The organism is Variovorax sp. P4_D9 (assembly GCF_056401695.1).
In genome coordinates this window covers 1-3,445 of the sequence record NZ_JBFUIU010000894.1, presented here as the reverse complement: position 1 = coordinate 3,445, position 3,445 = coordinate 1, and the positions used below count along the sequence as shown (strand labels likewise).

Genomic DNA, 3,445 nt, shown 5'->3' with positions numbered 1-3,445 from the left:
GACACTCGGGTTCGCAGACGTCGCAGTTGATGCATTCGTCGGTGATCATGAGAGCCATGGGGTCGATTATCGGTCGGCTCGGGCATGGACGTTGCGTGTCGGGTTATGCTGCGCCCCGCCCTATGAGCCTGTTTCTCTTCAAGCGTTTCCTGACCCTGATCGCGACCCTGGTCGGCGCATCCGTCATCGTTTTCCTGGTGCTCGAGATCCTGCCCGGCAATGCCGCGCAGATGCTCATGGGCCCGGACGCCGCACCCGAGGCGGTGGCCGCGCTGGCCGCCAAGCTCGGCCTCGACCAGCCGGCCTGGACCCGCTACTGGCACTGGATCGGCGGCCTCCTGACCGGCGAGCTCGGCGACAGCTACGCCTACAGCTCGCCGGTGCTCGACCTGATCCTCGAACGCCTCGCGCTGACCGTGCCACTGGCCCTGCTGGCGATGAGCTTCACGACCGTGCTGGCACTGGTGGTCGGCGTGGCCGCGGCGGCGCGGCACAACAAGCTCGGCGACGTCGGGCTCATGGGCCTCACGCAGGTCGGCATCGCGATCCCGAATTTCTGGTTCGCGATCCTGCTGATCCTGGTCTTCTCGGTGCAGCTGCAGTGGTTCTCGGCCGGCGGCTTCGAGGGCTGGGGCGAAGGCATCGTGCCGGGGCTCAAGGCGCTGCTGCTGCCGGCCCTGTCGCTGGCGGTGGTGCAGGCCGCGATCCTGGCGCGCATCACGCGCTCGGCGGTGCTCGAGGTGATGCGCGAGGACTTCGTGCGCACCGCGCGCGCCAAGGGCGTGTCGCAGCGGGCCGTGCTGTGGGGCCACGTGCTGCGCAACGCGATGATTCCGGTGGTCACGGTGATGGGCATGCAGTTCTCCGAACTACTGGCCGGCACCATCGTGGTCGAGAACGTCTTCTACCTGCCCGGCCTCGGCCGGCTGATCTTCCAGGCCATCAGCAACCGCGACCTGATCGTGGTGCGCAACTGCGTGATGCTGCTGGCCGCGATGGTGGTCATCGTCAACTTCGTGGTCGACGTGCTGTATGCCGTGATCGACCCGCGCATCAAGGCTTCTGACATATGAGCGCAACGAAATGAGCGCCCTTCCCACCGCCGTGCCGAGCGCGGCCGCCTTCAAGGTGCCCGGCTTCTGGCGCCGCGCGCTGCGGCACCGCAGCTTCACGATTGGCGCCGTGCTGAGCCTGCTGCTGATCCTGGCCGCCGCGGTCTCGCTGGTCTGGACGCCGTGGTCGCCCTACGAGATGGACCTGGCGAGCAAGCTGCAGAAGCCGAGCTGGACCCATTGGCTGGGCACCGACACCTTCGGCCGCGACGTCGCCTCGCTGCTGCTGGTCGGCGCCCGGGCCTCGATCCTGGTCGGCGTCATCGCGGTCGGCATCGGCCTCACGGTCGGCACCGCGCTCGGGCTGCTGGCCGCGGCGAAGCGCGGCTGGGTCGAGGAGGCGATCATGCGGCTGACCGACTTCACGATGGCCTTCCCGGCGATCCTGTCGGCGATCATGATGACCGCGGTGTTCGGCGCCGGCATCGTCAACGCGATCATCGCCATCGGCATCTACAACATCCCGACCTTCGCGCGCATCACGCGGGCGTCGGCCAACGCGATCTGGTCGCGCGAGTACGTGGCGGCGGCCCGGGCCTGCGGCAAGGGCGCCTTCGCGATCACGATGCAGCACGTGCTGCCGAACATCTCGGCGGTGCTGATCGTGCAGATCACGATCCGCTTCGCGGTCGCGATCCTGGCCGAAGCGGCGCTCTCCTACCTCGGCCTCGGCACGCAGCCGCCGCAGCCGTCGTGGGGCCGCATGCTCAGCGAGGCCCAGACCATGATGTTCCAGGCCCCCTTGCTGGCCGTGTTCCCCGGCATGGCGATCGCGCTGGCGGTGCTGGGCCTCAACCTGCTGGGCGACGGCCTGCGCGATCTTCTGGACCCGCGCCTTGCCCGCGCCCGCTGAACTTCCAATGCCTCTTCTCGAAGTCAACGACCTCCATGTCCAGCTGCAGACGCAGCGCGGCCCGGCCGAGGCGGTGCGCGGCATCGGCTTCACGCTGGAGCGCGGCGAAACCATGGGCATCGTCGGCGAGTCCGGCTGCGGCAAGTCGATCACGGTGCAATCGCTGATGGGCCTGCTGCCCTCCAGCGCCAAGGTCAGCGGCAGCATCCGCTTCGACGGCACCGAGCTGGTCGGACTGCCCGAGCGCGAGATGTGCCGGCTCCGCGGCGACCGCATCGGCATGATCTTCCAGGAGCCGATGACCGCGCTGAACCCGGTCCACACGATCGCGCGCCAAGTCGGCGAGCCGCTGCGGCTGCACCGCGGGCTGTCGGCCGCCGAGGCGCGCAAGGAGGCGCTGGCGCTGCTCGAGCGGGTCGGCATTCCCGATGCCGCATCGCGCCTGGACGCCTATCCGCACCAGTTCTCGGGCGGCCAGCGGCAACGCATCGGCATCGCGATGGCGCTGGCCTGCGGGCCCGACCTGCTGATCGCCGACGAACCGACCACCGCGCTCGACGTCACGATCCAGAAGCAGATCCTCGAGCTGATCCGCGGCCTGGTGGCCGAGCGCGGCATGGCGCTGATCCTGATTTCGCACGACCTCGGCGTGATCGCCGAGAGCGTCTCGAAGATGCTCGTGATGTACGGCGGCAGCGTGGTCGAGAGCGGTCCGACCGCCGCGGTCTTCGCCGAGCGCGCCCATCCCTACACGCAAGGCCTGTTCGCGGCACGGCCCGCCTTGGGCGCGCCGCGCGGAGTCAAGCTGGCGACCATCCGCGGCAGCGTGCCCGAGTTGGTGGACCTGCCGCCGGGCTGCCCCTTCGCGGGCCGCTGCCGCTACACCGTCGATGCCTGCCAGGCCACGCGACCGCCGCCGGTTCGACTGCCTCACGACCACCACGTGCGCTGCATCCGGCTCGACGAGATCGCCGCCGAGGAAGGCGCTGCGGCATGACCGATCATCGCTTCGACCCCGACCCGAAGTCGGCCCCGCTGCTCGAAGTCACCGACCTCGTGCGCCACTACACCCTGCCGCGCGAGCGCCTCTTCGGGCCGCCGCCGATGGTGAAGGCGCTCAACGGCGTGAGCTTCAGCGTCCGCCCCGGACAGAGCCTGGGCATCGTCGGCGAATCGGGCTCCGGCAAGTCGACCATCGCACGGCTGGTGATGGCGCTGGACCGGCCGACCTCGGGCAGCGTCAGGCTGCTCGGGCGCAATCTGCACGCGCTGCCGAAGGACGAACTGCGGGCCGCGCGGCGCGATATGCAGATGGTGTTCCAGGATCCCTACGGCTCGCTCGACCCGCGCCAGACGGTGGCGCGGATCGTCGCCGAGCCGCTCGAGGCGCTGGCCGAGACCTCCGGCGCCGAGCAGCGCGAACGGGCCGGGGAGGCGTTGGCCGCCGTCGGCCTGCGCACCACCGACCTGCACAAGTACC

At 69.8% G+C, this 3,445-nt stretch carries 4 protein-coding genes; all 4 read left to right on the top strand.

Going from position 1 to position 3,445, the window contains the following annotated elements:
• Positions 1-122 precede the first annotated feature (122 nt).
• A complete protein-coding gene (locus tag AC1DY5_RS47720; RefSeq protein WP_478121360.1) occupies positions 123-1,073 on the top strand; it encodes an ABC transporter permease in 951 nt (316 codons plus the stop codon).
• Positions 1,074-1,083: 10 nt separating this feature from the next.
• Positions 1,084-1,965, top strand: coding sequence for an ABC transporter permease (locus AC1DY5_RS47715; protein WP_478121359.1), 882 nt, complete (start codon positions 1,084-1,086; stop codon positions 1,963-1,965).
• Between the two features lie 7 nt (positions 1,966-1,972).
• Positions 1,973-2,962, top strand: a complete 990-nt coding sequence (locus tag AC1DY5_RS47710; protein WP_478121358.1) for an ABC transporter ATP-binding protein — start codon at positions 1,973-1,975, stop codon at positions 2,960-2,962.
• The coding region (locus tag AC1DY5_RS47705) for an ATP-binding cassette domain-containing protein (protein ID WP_478121357.1) at positions 2,959-3,445 on the top strand (487 nt) is incomplete at its 3' end. The genes AC1DY5_RS47710 and AC1DY5_RS47705, both read left to right, overlap by 4 nt.